Source organism: Photobacterium aquae, assembly GCF_001029445.1.
GTDB classification, from domain to species: domain Bacteria; phylum Pseudomonadota; class Gammaproteobacteria; order Enterobacterales; family Vibrionaceae; genus Photobacterium; species Photobacterium aquae.
In genome coordinates this window covers 1-15,168 of record NZ_LDOT01000008.1, presented here as the reverse complement: position 1 = coordinate 15,168, position 15,168 = coordinate 1, and the positions used below count along the sequence as shown (strand labels likewise).

Below are 15,168 nucleotides of genomic sequence, written 5' to 3'. Positions count from 1 at the left end.
ATGTCTGGTATTATGGAGCATTTCAGCTGGTTATACGGAGCGCCAAGCTGTCAGGGTCGCATTAAGGTCGAGCCTGAAGATTTTGTGGTGAAGGAAAACCTGGGCTTTGCATTTGCCGGCACCGGCGAGCACTTCATGGTGAAAATCCGCAAGACGGGTGAGAACACCAAGTATGTCGTCAACGAGCTGGCCAAGGCTTGCGGCGTGAAGTCACGTGATGTCAGCTGGGCTGGTCTCAAAGACCGCCATGCCGTTACCGAACAGTGGCTAAGTGTCCACCTGCCGGGTAAGCCGGATCCAGACTTAACGGATTTTGTTGCCGAGCACCCTGGGGTTGAGGTTATTGAAACGGCTCGCCACGACAAGAAACTACGCCCTGGCGATTTGTCTGGCAACTGGTTCGAGTTGCGTCTGCGTGATCTGGACCAGCCAGACGACGTCGTGGCAAGGCTGGCGAAGATTGCCGAGCATGGTGTACCGAACTATTTCGGTGAGCAGCGTTTTGGCAATGGTGGCAACAACGTCACCAAGGCGCGTGCGTGGGGCAATGACGAGTTCCGTGTGCGTGACAAGAGCAAGCGCAGTTTCTATCTTTCTGCGGCTCGTTCTTGGTTGTTCAATATGGTGTTGTCCGAGCGTATCGCCAAGGGTCAGGTACACCAGTTGATGGCGGGTGACTGGGTTGAGGATAGCAATGAGTCCGGCTCTGTCGTCGAGGCCGTGACGGCTGAACTGCAGCAGGCGGTTGATACCGGTGCGTTGCAGATCACCGCTCCGATGATGGGTGATAACGCGCTGCCGACAACGGCTGATGCCGAGGCGTTCGAAATGTCGATCGTCGAGCGCGAGCCGCTGTTGCTGAAATTGATCCGCGATAACCGGATGCGCCATGAGCGCCGTCCGCTATTGCTAAAGCCAAGTGATATGGTTTGGCAGCTGGATGGCGATTCGGTGACGGTGTCTTTCTCTTTGCCTGCGGGCTGCTTTGCGACAGCAGTTGTTCGCGAGCTCATGGTAGAGCAAGAACAACAGGACGAGAATCATGAGAATTCTGATCAGTAACGATGACGGGATCTTTGCCAAGGGGATTAATACCTTGGCATCCGTTCTGAGCGAGCTGGGTGATGTGGTGGTGGTTGCGCCTGATCGCAACCGCTCCGGTGCCTCCAATTCTCTCACGCTGGATTATCCATTGCGTATCCGCGAAGAGGGTGAGGGGCGTGTTTCTGTCGAGGGAACGCCGACGGACTGTGTCCACTTTGCCTTGAATGAATGGCTCGATTACCGCCCGGATGTTGTGGTTGCCGGAATCAACCACGGTGCCAATCTGGGGGATGATGTGCTGTATTCTGGCACTGTGGCTGCGGCGACGGAAGGGCACTTTCTAGGGGTACCGGCTATCGCGGTATCCCTTGTTGGCGATACCCATTTTGAAACGGCGGCAGAGGTTGTGAAGCAAGTTCTGCTAAATTTAGCCAAAACACCCTTGCCAACTAATAAAATACTCAATATTAATGTTCCTGATGTCACCTTTGATGAACTGGGTGACTGGCAGGTGACACGGCTTGGAGCCCGTCATCGAGCTGAGAATATGGTCAAGGACGTCGATCCTCGCGGCAAACCCCTTTACTGGCTAGGGCCTCCAGGTGCCTGTCAGGATGCCGGACCGGGAACAGATTTTTACGCCGTTGAACAGCGCTGCGTGTCGATCACCCCCTTGCAGGTTGATTTGACCGCCCATGATGCCATGGCAGCGATCCGTGATTGGCTTCACCAGGAGAAACAATAAGAATGCGCTATGTGGAAGAGCGGCATGCCTTGCTGAATTATTTGCATCAGCAGGGGATCCGTAATGACAAGGTGCTCGAAGCCATCGGATCTATTCCGCGCGAGTGGTTTATTGACGAAGCCCTGTCACACAAAGCCTATGAAAATAATGCCCTGCCGATTGGCAGCGGGCAGACAATTTCGCAACCCTATATCGTCGCTAAGATGACCGAACTGCTGGCGTTGGACGAGCATTCTCGGGTGCTGGAGATCGGTACGGGATCGGGTTACCAGACGGCTGTTTTGGCCAAGTTGGTCGGGCATGTTTGTTCTGTTGAGCGAATCAAGTCATTGCAGTGGCAGGCTAAACGGCGTTTTAAGCGTCTTGATCTTCACAATATCTCAACCAAGCACGGTGACGGCTGGCAGGGGTGGCGTAGCAAAGCACCATTTGATGCTATCATTGTTACCGCAGCTGCAGCAGAGATCCCGGTTGAGTTACTGGCCCAGCTTGCCGATGGCGGGCGCCTGATCATTCCTGTAGGTGAAGGCTCTCAGGTGCTCAAGCTGATCACGCGTGAGGCAGATCGCTTTGCCTACCGGGATATCGAAGCCGTCCGTTTTGTTCCGTTGGTTCCGGGTGAGTTGGCATAACTGAATATGGCTAGACAGGGTTTGGGTAAGTCAAAATGGTATCGTTGGGCGCTCGCAGGCACCTGTTTGCTGGTGAGTGCTTGTAGCTCGCATACACCCGCACCGGTGACGAGCCTTAACAAGGATTACGCATCGCTGGAGCGTGGGAGCTTCAGGGGGAGCTATTATCAAGTCCAAAAGGGCGATACCCTCTATTTCATCTCGTATATCACCGGCCGTGATGTGAGCGAGTTGGTGGCTTATAACAACCTGTCTAAGCCATATACTATTTTCCCCGGCCAGCGACTGCAGCTGTGGAAACCGCGTTATGTGGCTCCTGAATACGGCAAACGTGTCGAACCTAAGCCTCCGGTGGTAAAAGCCAAGCCTAAGCCAAAAGCGAAACCGGTAGCGCCTAAACCCGTGGTTAAGCCGACTCCGGTGGTCAAGCCAGCTCCCGTTGCGGTAAAGCCGGCACCTAAGCCAACGCCTAAGCCAACGCCGAAACCTAAACCAGTAGTAGCGTCGCCGCCTCCCCAGAAGGTGGCAGCAAAACCGCAACCTGTGCAAAAAAACATCAATAAAAATATTGATCCAGCTCCCACAAAGGAGTACTCTCAAAAACCTAAAAGTAACAAAGTTGTTACAAGTAAGCCAAAACCTGTTAGCAACAAAGTGGCGTCATGGGGATGGCCAGCCAAAGGGCGGGTGATTGCGAGGTTCTCTAGTGCCAATAATGGCAATAAGGGGATCGATATCGCTGGTCAGAGAGGACAGGCCATCAACGCAGCCGCTGGTGGCGTGGTGGTATATGCAGGTAACGCCCTACGGGGTTATGGCAACCTGGTCATTATCAAGCATAGCGATGACTACCTCAGCGCCTATGCACACAATGACCAGTTATTTGTCAAGGAGCAGCAACCGGTGAAGGCCGGGCAGAAAATCGCGTCGATGGGCAGCTCGGGCTCCGCCAACGTAAAACTGCACTTTGAGATTCGTTACAAAGGTAAATCCGTTGATCCAATGCGGTATTTACCGCGATAGTCAACATGGCATAGTCAGGTTGTAATGTCTTGCTAACTCGCCATCTGGGAGGCGCTATGAGTAGAAGCAATACTGCTACAGATATTGATGACTTTGAATTCGACGCTGAAATGGAGCTTGAAACCGAGACCGAAGAGACCCCTGCTGAAGCTGTTAAGAGTGCTGATGAGGGAATTGACCTTTCGCGTTATGGCACGACGCAAAAAGCCCTCGATGCCACTCAGCTCTACCTTGGTGAAATTGGTTTTTCGCCATTGCTGACCGCCGAAGAGGAAGTGTTGTATGCCCGGCGGGCACTGCGAGGGGATGAGGTTGCCCGCAAGCGAATGATTGAGAGTAATCTTCGTTTGGTTGTAAAAATTTCCCGCCGCTATAGCAACCGCGGCTTAGCCCTGTTGGATCTGGTTGAAGAAGGCAACCTTGGTCTTATTCGGGCGGTTGAGAAGTTTGACCCTGAACGGGGATTTCGCTTTTCGACGTATGCCACGTGGTGGATCCGCCAGACCATTGAGCGGGCCATAATGAACCAAACCCGCACTATCCGTTTACCTATCCATGTCGTAAAAGAACTTAACGTTTACCTCCGCACTGCCCGCGAACTGGCGCAAAAACTCGACCATGAGCCCACCGCCGAAGATATTGCTACCAAGCTCGATAAATCTGTCGAGGATGTGAATCGTATGCTGCGACTCAACGAACGGGTCGGCTCGGTCGATAACCCGATCGGCGGCGATTCGGAAAAAGCGCTGCTTGATATTATTCCTGATGAAAAAAGCGGGGGCCCTGAGACGTCAACCCAAGATGATGATATTAAAGTATCGATTGTCCATTGGCTGCAGGAGCTCAACCCCAAGCAACGCGAGGTACTGGCAAGGCGTTTCGGCCTGTTGGGCTACGAGGCTTCGACGTTAGAGGATGTCGGCCGTGAAATAGGCCTGACCCGCGAGCGGGTTCGCCAAATTCAAGTCGAAGGACTACGCCGGCTGCGCGACATGCTGACCCACCAAGGGCTAAGCATTGAATCTTTGTTCAATCAGGAGCTACAGTAACTTTTCTCCTCCATTTTGCGGCTGCGGGTGAACAAAGCACTAAACAAAAAGGGTTGATGCCAAGCATCAACCCTTTTCTATTTCATCTGCACAGAAGCGCCGTTTACAGTAGCGCCCGTAGACGGTAAAGCTCCTCGAGTGCCTCACGAGGCGTCATTTCATCCGGGTTGATCCGGGCCAGAGCCTCTTCGATTTCGCTCGGCTCAGGGATCAGGCTCAGTTGCTGCTCTTCGCGCGGGGCGGCCGAAGCCGGTGCAACGGCTTGCTGGTGGCCGCTGGCCTCGAGTTGCTGGAGCTTGATTTTGGCCCGCTTGATCACTGATTTCGGTACCCCGGCAAGGCTGGCAACGGCAAGGCCGTATGATTTGCTGGCCGCGCCTTCTTGTACTGCGTGCATGAAGGCAATTTCATCACCGTGTTCGACCGCATCAAGGTGGACGTTGGCCAGGCCATCGATCAGTGATGGCAGTTCAGTCAGCTCGAAGTAGTGGGTTGCGAACAGGGTCATGGCCGCAATTTTGTCAGCCAGCCATTCAGCGCTCGCCCAAGCCAATGACAGGCCGTCATAGGTACTGGTACCCCGGCCGATTTCGTCCATCAGCACCAAGCTGTTCTGGGTGGCGTTGTGGAGGATGTTGGCCGTTTCTGTCATTTCGACCATGAAGGTCGAGCGTCCCGATGCCAGATCGTCCGAGGCGCCGATGCGGGTGAAGATCCGATCCAGCGGGCCGATCTTGACGGCTTCGGCCGGTACGAAAGAGCCGACATGGGCAAGCAGTGCAATCAGGGCCGTTTGGCGCATGTAGGTCGATTTACCACCCATATTAGGGCCGGTGATGATCAGCATCCGGCGGTCGCGATGAAGCGAGATCGGGTTGGCGATAAACGGTTCGCTCAGTACCTGTTCGACAACCGGGTGGCGGCCTGCGGTGATTTCGATCCCGGTGTTTTCCGTCAATTCAGGGCGGCAGTAGTTGAGACTGTCGGCACGCTCGGCCAGGTTGGCAAGAACATCCAGCTCGGACAGGGCACTGGCGGCATTTTGCAGCTGCTCCAGATGCGGCAGCAACTGGTCGAACAGCTCTTCCCACAGCTTCTTCTCCAGAGCCAGAGCTTTGGATTTCGAATTGAGTACTTTGTCCTCGTGCTCTTTGAGCTCGGGGATGATGTAGCGCTCGGCATTCTTGAGGGTTTGGCGGCGCACATAGTGGCTAGGTACCAGATGGCTTTGGCCACGGCTGACCTGGATATAGAAACCGTGGACTTGGTTGAAGCCCACTTTCAGGGTATCGATATCATGGCGTTCGCGCTCGCTGGCTTCCAGCTCTTCGAGGAACTTGGTGGCCCCGTCAGCCAGATCGCGCCATTCGTCTAGCTCGGCATTGTATCCCGGTGCCAGTACGCCCCCGTCGCGGATCACGACAGGCGGGTTTTCGATAATGGCACGCTCGAGCAATTCGCACAGCTCATCCATCGGCGCGGCATACTGGGCCAGTTCGCCAATTCGCTGCTGGGGAATGTCGGCGAGCAGATCGGAAAGCTCCGGCAAGTATTGGAGGGCGGTGCGCATCCGGGCGAGGTCGCGAGGACGAGCCGAGCGCAGGGCCAGTCGGGCAAGAATACGCTCGAGATCCCCCATGTGGCGGAGAACGCCGGCAAGATCGACAAACAGACCGCTGTCCTTGAACGTCTCGATGGCGTCGAGACGGCCGTTGAGCTGGTGCTGGTCGCGGATTGGCTGGTGCAGCCAGCGTTTTAGCAGGCGGCTACCCATCGGCGTCGCGGTCTGGTCCAGTACCGATGCCAGCGTGTTGTCATAGCCCCCCGCCAGATTCTGGGTCAGCTCTAGGTTGCGGCGCGTGGCTGCATCGAGTATCACCGCGTGATCTTTGGTATCCAAGGTAATGGCGCGGATGTGAGGCAGGGCGGTGCGCTGGGTGTCTTTCACATATTGCAGCAGGCAACCGGCTGCGCATAGGCCACGCTCGGCCTGCTCGACGCCGAAGCCAACCAGATCGCGGGTGCCGAACTGCATAGTGAGCTGCTGGCGGGCCGTTTCGAGGTCGAACTCCCAGACCGGGCGGCGGCGGCTTCCTTTGATGCTCTGAAGCAGGCCAGGCAGGGCAAAGTCTTCTGGGTAGAGCAGCTCTGCCGGGCTAGTGCGCTGCAGCTCGGCCTGCATCGCCTCTTCGGTTTCCGGTTCGGTGAGCATGAAGCGGCCGGAGGTGATGTCCAAGGTCGCATAGCCAAATTTATCGCCTTCGTGGTAGATGGCGGCAATCAGGTTGTCGTGGCGCTCGTTGAGCAGGGCCTCGTCGCTGACGGTTCCCGGGGTGATGATCCGCACCACTTTGCGCTCTACCGGTCCCTTGCTGGTTGCCGGATCGCCAATCTGCTCGCAGATGGCCGCAGAGACGCCCTGCTGGACGAGCTTGGCAAGATAGCCCTCGATGGAATGGTAAGGGACTCCTGCCATCGGGATCGGCTGGCCGTTGGAGGCACCGCGCTTGGTCAGGGAGATATCCAGCAGTTGCGAAGCGCGTTTGGCGTCGTCAAAAAATAGTTCGTAGAAGTCACCCATCCGGTAGAACAGCAGGACCTCGGGGTTCTCGGCCTTGATCTTCAAATACTGCTGCATCATTGGGGTATGCTTTTCTATGCCTTTTACTGTCACGATTTTGCCTGCTACATTGTGCCGGGTGGAGGAGAGCATTCCACCTTATCCGGTGAATTTTCTGGTCGCCTAGGATACGTGAATCGGTCCGGTCGGCAAAGAGGGTGCGCCGGAATTTTAATCATCTGAGCGAGCTCGTACTGGGCTGCGGGAAGAAGGAAAACGGAGATGGAATTAGCAACGGCATTGGGTGAGCAGCTCGCTCGCCTGCAATGGGTCGCAGCCACGGCAGAATCATGTACCGGTGGCGGGGTAGCGACGGCGATTACGGATATCGCGGGCAGCTCGGCATGGTTTGACCGTGCTTTCGTAACCTATAGCAACGAAGCCAAACAGGAGATGCTCGGTGTCGCGGCGCAAACTCTCGATAGTCACGGTGCAGTAAGTGAAGCCGTGGTCAGGGAGATGGCCGCAGGGGCTCTGGCGCATTCTCGGGCCGATATCAGTGTGGCGATCAGCGGTATTGCCGGACCGGGCGGCGGTTCGGAGAGTAAGCCGGTAGGGACAGTTTGGTTCGCGTGGGCAGATCGGCATGGCTGGATCTCGGCCGAAAGGTATCTGTTTGAGGGGGATCGCTCGGCTGTTCGAGCGCAGGCGGTCACGGTGGCGCTGGAGGGAATGCGCAAGCGGATGGTTGCGCTTGAGCCATGATGACAGGCAGTCAGCAGATTGAAAAAAAAGTTCACACAGTACTAGACGCTGTATGAATAGACAGTATACTAGTAATCAATATCAGTACTTAATCTCAGCATTTATTCAGTATCCCTGGAGATTCGAATGGACGACAACAAGCAGAAGGCACTTGCCGCGGCCTTAGGTCAAATTGAAAAGCAATTCGGTAAAGGCTCGATCATGAAACTGGGCGACAACCGTACTATGGATGTCGAAACCGTCTCTACGGGCTCGTTGTCACTTGACATCGCCTTGGGTGCTGGTGGCTTGCCAATGGGCCGTATCGTTGAAATCTTCGGTCCGGAATCATCAGGTAAGACAACACTGACCCTTGAGGTGATCTCAGCTGCGCAGAAGCAGGGCAAGACCTGTGCCTTCATCGATGCAGAGCACGCTCTAGACCCTATCTATGCCAAGAAGCTGGGCGTAGATATCGATCAGCTGTTGGTGTCTCAGCCAGATACCGGTGAGCAGGCGCTTGAAATTGCCGATGCACTGGCGCGTTCAGGCGCTGTCGACATTCTGGTTATCGACTCCGTGGCCGCGTTGACGCCGAAGGCGGAAATCGAAGGTGAAATGGGCGACTCGCACATGGGTCTGCAGGCGCGTATGCTGTCTCAGGCAATGCGTAAGCTAACGGGTAACCTTAAGCAGTCAAACTGTATGTGTATCTTCATCAACCAGATCCGTATGAAGATCGGTGTGATGTTCGGTAACCCAGAAACCACTACTGGTGGTAATGCGCTGAAGTTCTACGCTTCTGTTCGCCTTGATATTCGCCGTACCGGTTCAATCAAAGACGGTGACGAAGTCGTTGGTAACGAAACCCGTATTAAGGTAGTCAAGAACAAGATTGCCGCGCCGTTCAAGCAGGCTGAAACCCAGATCCTTTACGGTATCGGCTTTAACCGCGAAGGTGAACTGGTTGACCTTGGCGTGAAGAACAAGCTGGTTGAGAAAGCTGGTGCCTGGTACAGCTACAAGGGTGACAAGATCGGTCAGGGCAAGGCGAATGCGTGTAAGCACCTGCAAGAGAACCCTGAAATCGCGGCGGAAATCGAAAAGCTGCTGCGTGATATGCTGCTAAGCACCGCCGAGGAAAATGCGGCAGCCGCTGGCGAAGACGCAGCCTTGGAAAAAATGGATGCAGAAGATCAGGAATTCTGATCCAGCCAAGCAGATTGAGCAACAAGATTAACCAAACGGGCGGGTAGGCGACTACCTCGCCCGTTTTTGCATGTAAGCGAGTGAGACCGACCATGAGAAAGCAACCACCTAAGCAGAGTGTGAAAGAAGCCGCCGTGGGCTATCTTTCGCGCCGTGACCATGCCGAAAAGGAGCTGAGGCAAAAGCTGAAGAACCGGGGCTACGAGAGTGCCGAGATCGACGAGGCCGTGGCCTTTTGTCAAGACTACAACTGGCTTGACGATGCTCGCTTTGCCGGTCAGATGCTGCGCAATGGGCTCGCCAAGGGGTGGGGATTACTGCGGATCAGGCAGGAGCTCAAGCTAAAAGGAGTGCATGAGGTCGTGGTGCGTCAGCTGCTCGATGAGGATGAAACCGATTGGTTCGAGCATGCCCGAGCAGTGGCCCGGCGCAAATTCGGTGAAACGCAGGCCGATACCCCGAAGGAGCAGGCCAAGCGGGTGCGTTTTATGCAATATCGGGGGTTTGATTTCGAGCAGATCAAATATGCCTTCGGGGTCGACGAGGAATATTAGGCGGGAGGCCGTGTGATCTCGCCTCCTTCACCGTCAGTACGAGTGGCTGCCAAGGGGTAGAAAATGTCCCATTTGACCACATAACATTTCCTGTTACGCCTGCCGTTGTTTTACAATATCAGCCAAAGCATTTATTTTAGTCCAATCACGGCCTGCCCGAATTGTCCCGCCAAGGGCATGGCGGAGTACCCGGGCCTGCTAGTACGAAAATAAATTCGTTCATTCAGTTTACATGAAAGCACTATTCAGGAATTGCCAATGTACATGAGCACTGATGAGGTACGCAACGCGTACCTCAAGTTCTTTGAAAGCAAAGGACACCAAATCGTAGATAGTTCATCGCTAGTTCCACACAACGACCCGACCCTGCTGTTTACTAATGCAGGTATGAACCAATTTAAGGATTGCTTCTTAGGCCTTGAGAAACGAGCCTATACTCGAGCGACTACGGCTCAGCGCTGTGTACGTGCAGGCGGTAAGCACAACGACCTAGAAAACGTAGGCTTCACGGCCCGTCACCATACTTTCTTCGAGATGCTGGGTAACTTCAGCTTCGGCGACTACTTCAAGCACGATGCCATTCAGTTCGCGTGGGAATTCCTGACTGAAGTTCTTCAGCTGCCAAAAGAGCGCCTGCTAGTTACTGTTTACAAAACCGATGACGAAGCATTCGACATCTGGAACAAGACGGTAGGTATCCCTGCGGAGCGTATTATCCGTATCGGTGACAAGGAAGGCGGCAAGCCGTTCGAGTCAGACAACTTCTGGCAGATGGGCGACACCGGTCCTTGCGGTCCATGTACCGAAATCTTCTACGACCACGGCGACCACATTGCCGGGGGACCTCCTGGCTCACCAGACGAAGACGGCGACCGCTTCATCGAGATCTGGAACAACGTATTCATGCAGTTCAACCGCCATGCGGATGGCACTATGGAGCCGTTGCCGAAGCCGTCGGTTGATACCGGTATGGGCATCGAGCGTATCTCTGCAATCATGCAGGGCGTTCACTCAAACTACGAAATCGACATCTTCCAGACGCTGATCAAAGAAGCCGCCAAGGTGATTGGCTATGAAGATCTGTCTAACCAGTCACTGCGCGTTGTCGCGGACCACATCCGCTCTTGCGCCTTCCTGATTGCCGATGGCGTTATGCCTTCGAACGAAGGCCGTGGCTATGTATTGCGCCGTATTATCCGTCGCGCTGTGCGTCACGGTAACAAGCTAGGTGCCAAAGGTGCCTTCTTCTTCAAGCTGGTTGGCCCTCTGGCTGACGTGATGGGTTCTGCAGGCGAAGAGCTGAAGAAGCAGCAGGAAATGGTTGAGAAAGTACTGAAAATCGAAGAAGAGAACTTCGGTCGTACTCTTGACCGTGGTATGGCAATTCTTGCCGAAGCACTGGATGCGCTAGATGGCGAAGTGCTGGACGGCGAGACAGTGTTCAAGCTGTACGATACTTACGGCTTCCCTGCTGATTTGACCAACGACGTTGCTCGCGAGCGCGGTTTCTCTATCGATGAAGAGGGCTTCAACGATGCAATGGAAGCCCAGCGTCAGCGTGCCCGCGAAGCAGGCCAGTTCGGCGTTGACTACAACGACGCGATCAAAGTCGATGCGGACACTGAGTTCTGCGGCTACAGCGCGACGGAAGGTGATGCCACAATCGTTGCTCTTTACCGCGAAGGCCAGAGTATTGATAGCGCTGCCGAAGGTGAAGAAGTACTGGTTATCTTGGATAACACGCCGTTCTACGCGGAATCAGGCGGCCAGTGCGGTGATACCGGTGTGATGAGTGCTGAAGGCATTCAGTTCGATGTTACCGATACCCAGAAGTTCGGCAATGCAATCGGCCACAGCGGCAAAGTGGCTGCGGGCAGCCTGACTGTTGGCGGCAAGATCAAAGCGGTTGTCGATGCGGCTCGCCGTGCCAAGATCAGCCTGAACCACTCTGCAACGCACCTGATGCATGCTGCACTGCGCAACCTGCTGGGTGAGCACGTAGCACAGAAAGGCTCTTTGGTTAAGCCAGAAGGCCTGCGTTTTGACTTCTCGCACCTAGAAGGCGTGAAGCCGGAGGAACTGCGCGAAGTTGAGCGTGTGGTGAACGAGCAGATCCGCCGTAACCATGTTATCAGCACTGATGTTATGGACATCGATGCAGCCAAAGAGAAAGGTGCGATGGCACTGTTTGGCGAAAAATATGATGACGAGGTTCGCGTCCTGAGCATGGGCGACTTCTCTGTCGAGCTTTGTGGTGGTATTCATGCCTCTAAGACCGGCGACATTGGCCTGTTCAAGATCATCTCCGAAGGGGGTATCGCAGCCGGTATTCGCCGTATCGAAGCGGTAACTGGCGAAGCGGCAATTGCTGCTCTTCATGAGCAGGAAGCACTGCTGGCCAAAACTGCGAACCTGGTGAAGTCTGATGCTGCCTCTGTTGCAACCAAAGTAAGCGCCTTGGTTGCCCACAGCAAGCAGTTGGAAAAAGAAATCCAGCAGCTGAAAGACAAGCTGGCTGCGCAAGAGAGCGCGGGCCTAATCAACCAGGCGAAAGAAATCAATGGCGTTAAAGTATTGATCGCCAAGCTTGACGGCGCGGACAACAAAGCCCTTCGCGGCATGGTTGACGAGCTGAAGAACCAGCTGGGCAGCGGTATTGTTGTTCTTGGCAACGCAAGCGATGACAAAGTTGGCCTGATTGCAGGTGTGACCAAAGATCTTATCGGCAAAGTAAAGGCCGGTGAGCTGATCAACATGGTTGCCCTACAGGTTGGCGGTAAAGGCGGCGGCCGTCCTGACATGGCTCAGGCGGGTGGTACCGATGCAGCAGCCCTTCCTGCGGCGCTGGAGTCTGTGACACCTTGGCTGGCGGAGAAGCTGTAATTACACTGGAGTAGTAAAGTGGCATTGTTGGTGCAGAAGTTCGGTGGTACCTCGGTTGGGAGCATCGAACGTATTGAAGCAGTCGCTGAGCGTGTGATCAAAGCGCGCCAGCAGGGGCATCAAGTTGTCGTGGTCGTATCGGCAATGGCCGGTGAAACCAACCGTTTGCTGGGCTTGGCCCGGCAGGTGGATGAAGTGCCGACCCCGCGCGAGCTGGATATGCTGCTGTCGACCGGCGAGCAGGTGACCATCGCCTTGCTTGCTATGGCACTGAACAAACGGGGCTACCCGGCGGTGTCGCTGACAGGCGACCAGGTGGCAATCCGAACGGATGATGCCTTCAACAATGCCAGTATTCTCCAGGTAGAGACAGAGACTCTCGAAAAATGGCTCGGTCAGGACCACATTGTGGTGGTGGCCGGGTTCCAGGGACGTGATAGCGGAAACAATATTACGACCCTGGGTCGCGGTGGTTCCGATACCACCGCGGTAGCCATCGCAAGTGCGTTGGATGCTGACGAATGCCAGATCTTCACCGATGTGGACGGGGTATATACCACCGATCCGCGCTGGGTGGACGACGCGCAGCGATTATCAGAGATTCATTTCGATGATATGGCAGCGATGGCACGTCATGGTGCAAAAGTGCTACAATTACAGTCGGTTGAATATGCAAGGCAACATAAAGTGCCATTGAGGGTACTGTCTTCCTTCGATGACGGAGAAGGTAGCCTGGTATGCTTCCAGCCCATGAGCCCGCAACAGGGGGCCGTTGGTCTGGCTATGAAGAGTCAGCATTGTCTTGTCGTGGTATCTGAGCCTATAGGGCAGATAGAGCCACGCTTGCAGCTACTGGGACTGGACGCATGGTGTTATGCCGAGCAAGCGCATTCGACCGGCATTATTATTGCCAGTGATGAGCTGGCACGTTTGCGATTGGTGCTGGCGTCTGATATCGCCAATCACCTACCTGATGTCGCTGTGATGACTCTGGTAGGGGAGGGGGTGGCGCAGATCCGCGACCAATTGGAAACGGCAATGGCAGAGGCGGAGGTGATGGTTTACCATAGTAAATCTACATCCCGTTGTATGTCCCTGCTTATTAATGGGCAGGATCAACAATTAGCGGCGAAAATCATCCACAAAAAATTTGTGGTTGAGCCAGAAAGTCTGGATAATCGACTGCTTCTCGCTGTTTCTTGAGCAGTGACCATTTACGAAAATGTAAAAATTGTTGGATAATAGACTTAACTCTTATAAGACTGAGATTACTCAAGGAGCACACGAATGCTAATTTTGACACGTCGCGTAGGTGAAACGCTGATGATTGGTGATGAAGTCACTGTCACCGTATTGGGCGTTAAAGGTAACCAGGTTCGCATTGGTGTAAATGCACCAAAAGAAGTTTCTGTGCACCGCGAAGAAATCTACATGCGCATTCAAGCAGAAAAAGAAACAGGTTCCCAGGGTTCTGGTAACTACTAATTCGGAAAAGGTCAGCATTGTTTGCTGGCCTTTTTTGTATCCATACGCTGCCGTCTGTTTTTCTGTCTTCTTCTTCAGAAACCCAGAAATAAGCCAGTAAGTCGATGTTCGCGTTTGATTAATTGCCTACTTGGCTATTAAGTATTCATACGCGCGAAAGAAGTCATTTTTTCACAACAAAGTGTTTGACTTATTTTTGGCTAGCAGTAATATGGGCCCCCGCAAGACGGTGAGGTGGCCGAGAGGCTGAAGGCGCTCCCCTGCTAAGGGAGTATACGGTTTATAGCCGTATCGAGGGTTCGAATCCCTCCTTCACCGCCATTCTTGCTTCAAGATTGTTTCTTGAGAAATGCCTGCGCGTCCGTAGCTCAGCTGGATAGAGTACCTGGCTACGAACCAGGCGGTCGGAGGTTCGAATCCTCCCGGACGCGCCATTATTTAAAAGCATTGCCTTAGGGCGGTGTTGTAAAAACCGAATTAAGTGTGCGCTCGTAGCTCAGCTGGATAGAGTACCTGGCTACGAACCAGGCGGTCGGAGGTTCGAATCCTCCCGAGCGCGCCATAATTTGTGTGGTGAGGTGGCCGAGAGGCTGAAGGCGCTCCCCTGCTAAGGGAGTATACGGTTTATAGCCGTATCGAGGGTTCGAATCCCTCCTTCACCGCCATTCTTCCTTCAAGAGATCCTTGAGAAAGAATTGCCTGCGCGTCCGTAGCTCAGCTGGATAGAGTACCTGGCTACGAACCAGGCGGTCGGAGGTTCGAATCCTCCCGGACGCGCCATTATTTCAAAGTATCAACGGATTGCTACTCAAAAACCGAAAGGTTACAATCAGATTCATTGCGCGCTCGTAGCTCAGCTGGATAGAGTACCTGGCTACGAACCAGGCGGTCGGAGGTTCGAATCCTCCCGAGCGCGCCATCTTTAAAGTAATCTGCCATTGGCAGAATACAGCCTGCGCGTCCGTAGCTCAGCTGGATAGAGTACCTGGCTACGAACCAGGCGGTCGGAGGTTCGAATCCTCCCGGACGCGCCATTATTTTTAAAGTATCAATGGATTGTTACTGAATGACCACAAGGTCAAACATCAGATTTACTGCGCGCTCGTAGCTCAGCTGGATAGAGTACCTGGCTACGAACCAGGCGGTCGGAGGTTCGAATCCTCCCGAGCGCGCCATTATTTTGAAGCAATAGCTTATTGCTATTACTTTATTGCCGAAAGGCACACAATCAGATTTACTG

12 protein-coding genes and 8 tRNA genes are annotated in these 15,168 nt (G+C 54.2%); 19 read left to right on the top strand and 1 reads right to left on the bottom strand.

What is annotated here, in order from left to right; all coding sequences use genetic code 11:
- Genes truD through rpoS form a run of 5 tightly spaced genes read left to right on the top strand, consistent with a single transcriptional unit; the run spans position 1 to position 4,493 of the window.
- Positions 1-1,062: a tRNA pseudouridine(13) synthase TruD gene (truD, locus tag ABT56_RS07750; protein WP_047878309.1), complete on the top strand. Its 1,062-nt coding sequence runs from the start codon at positions 1-3 to the stop codon at positions 1,060-1,062.
- Positions 1,043-1,789, top strand: coding sequence for a 5'/3'-nucleotidase SurE (gene surE / locus ABT56_RS07745; RefSeq protein ID WP_047878308.1), 747 nt, complete (start codon positions 1,043-1,045; stop codon positions 1,787-1,789). Before truD ends, surE begins: the two co-directional genes overlap by 20 nt.
- Before the next feature lie 11 nt (positions 1,790-1,800).
- Complete coding sequence (locus ABT56_RS07740; protein ID WP_205626064.1) at positions 1,801-2,421, top strand: protein-L-isoaspartate(D-aspartate) O-methyltransferase; 621 nt, start codon at positions 1,801-1,803, stop codon at positions 2,419-2,421.
- Between the two features lie 6 nt (positions 2,422-2,427).
- Positions 2,428-3,444, top strand: coding sequence for a peptidoglycan DD-metalloendopeptidase family protein (locus ABT56_RS07735; RefSeq protein ID WP_047878306.1), 1,017 nt, complete (start codon positions 2,428-2,430; stop codon positions 3,442-3,444).
- Between the two features lie 56 nt (positions 3,445-3,500).
- Positions 3,501-4,493, top strand: a complete 993-nt coding sequence (gene rpoS, locus ABT56_RS07730; RefSeq protein ID WP_047878305.1) for an RNA polymerase sigma factor RpoS — start codon at positions 3,501-3,503, stop codon at positions 4,491-4,493.
- A 103-nt stretch (positions 4,494-4,596) separates the two neighbouring features.
- On the opposite strand, the gene mutS is transcribed toward rpoS, so the two are convergent.
- The gene (mutS, locus tag ABT56_RS07725) at positions 4,597-7,206 is read right to left on the bottom strand and encodes a DNA mismatch repair protein MutS (RefSeq protein ID WP_047878304.1); all 2,610 of its coding nucleotides are present in this window, start codon (positions 7,204-7,206) and stop codon (positions 4,597-4,599) included.
- Between the two features lie 129 nt (positions 7,207-7,335).
- Here mutS and pncC point away from each other — a divergent pair, with 129 nt between their 5' ends.
- The 14 genes from pncC (at position 7,336) to ABT56_RS07655 (ending at position 15,103) form a co-directional block, all read left to right on the top strand.
- Positions 7,336-7,818: a nicotinamide-nucleotide amidase gene (gene pncC / locus ABT56_RS07720; protein WP_047878303.1), complete on the top strand. Its 483-nt coding sequence runs from the start codon at positions 7,336-7,338 to the stop codon at positions 7,816-7,818.
- 126 nt (positions 7,819-7,944) lie between these two features.
- Positions 7,945-9,006, top strand: coding sequence for a recombinase RecA (gene recA / locus ABT56_RS07715; protein WP_047878302.1), 1,062 nt, complete (start codon positions 7,945-7,947; stop codon positions 9,004-9,006).
- Positions 9,007-9,098: 92 nt separating this feature from the next.
- The gene (recX, locus tag ABT56_RS07710) at positions 9,099-9,560 is read left to right on the top strand and encodes a recombination regulator RecX (protein WP_047878301.1); all 462 of its coding nucleotides are present in this window, start codon (positions 9,099-9,101) and stop codon (positions 9,558-9,560) included.
- A 258-nt stretch (positions 9,561-9,818) separates the two neighbouring features.
- Complete coding sequence (gene alaS / locus ABT56_RS07705; RefSeq protein ID WP_047878300.1) at positions 9,819-12,443, top strand: alanine--tRNA ligase; 2,625 nt, start codon at positions 9,819-9,821, stop codon at positions 12,441-12,443.
- An 18-nt stretch (positions 12,444-12,461) separates the two neighbouring features.
- Complete coding sequence (locus ABT56_RS07700; RefSeq protein WP_047878299.1) at positions 12,462-13,646, top strand: aspartate kinase; 1,185 nt, start codon at positions 12,462-12,464, stop codon at positions 13,644-13,646.
- 84 nt (positions 13,647-13,730) lie between these two features.
- Positions 13,731-13,928, top strand: a complete 198-nt coding sequence (csrA, locus tag ABT56_RS07695; protein ID WP_036818084.1) for a carbon storage regulator CsrA — start codon at positions 13,731-13,733, stop codon at positions 13,926-13,928.
- 228 nt (positions 13,929-14,156) lie between these two features.
- Positions 14,157-14,249, top strand: a tRNA-Ser gene (locus ABT56_RS07690).
- Positions 14,250-14,285: 36 nt separating this feature from the next.
- Positions 14,286-14,362 (top strand) — tRNA-Arg (locus ABT56_RS07685).
- Between the two features lie 51 nt (positions 14,363-14,413).
- Positions 14,414-14,490: transfer RNA gene (locus ABT56_RS07680), tRNA-Arg, on the top strand.
- A gap of 10 nt (positions 14,491-14,500) precedes the next feature.
- Positions 14,501-14,593, top strand: a tRNA-Ser gene (locus ABT56_RS07675).
- A 38-nt stretch (positions 14,594-14,631) separates the two neighbouring features.
- Positions 14,632-14,708: transfer RNA gene (locus ABT56_RS07670), tRNA-Arg, on the top strand.
- A gap of 62 nt (positions 14,709-14,770) precedes the next feature.
- Positions 14,771-14,847, top strand: a tRNA-Arg gene (locus ABT56_RS07665).
- A 38-nt stretch (positions 14,848-14,885) separates the two neighbouring features.
- A tRNA-Arg gene (locus tag ABT56_RS07660) sits at positions 14,886-14,962 on the top strand.
- Between the two features lie 64 nt (positions 14,963-15,026).
- Positions 15,027-15,103: transfer RNA gene (locus ABT56_RS07655), tRNA-Arg, on the top strand.
- The last annotated feature ends 65 nt before the right edge of the window (positions 15,104-15,168 follow it).